This window comes from Ochrobactrum sp. SFR4, from assembly GCF_019730395.1.
Classification (GTDB): Bacteria; Pseudomonadota; Alphaproteobacteria; order Rhizobiales; family Rhizobiaceae; genus Pseudochrobactrum.
Genome location: NZ_JAAPBB010000912.1, coordinates 1 through 262, shown reverse-complemented (window position 1 = coordinate 262; position 262 = coordinate 1). Strand labels below are relative to the sequence as shown.

Here is a 262-nt window from a genome sequence, read left to right as displayed (position 1 = left end):
GATAATCATTACGGTTCATATCAATGGAACCGAAAATGCCGAGTGCATTGGCAAGGGCCAGTTCATGCTCGAAGGAATGTCCCGCCAGAATGGCGTGGCCCTGCTCGATATTGACCTTAACCTCGTTCTCAAGACCGTAGCGTTTCAAAAAGCCGTAGACCGTTGCCACATCATAATCATATTGATGTTTGGTCGGCTCCTGCGGCTTCGGCTCAAGCAGAATTGTGCCTTTAAAGCCGGTTTTATGTTTGTAATCCACGAC

At 48.1% G+C, this 262-nt stretch carries 1 pseudogene; it reads right to left on the bottom strand.

Going from position 1 to position 262, the window contains the following annotated elements:
* Positions 1 to 262: pseudogene (locus HBA93_RS21750) on the bottom strand (xylose isomerase); the annotation flags it as partial.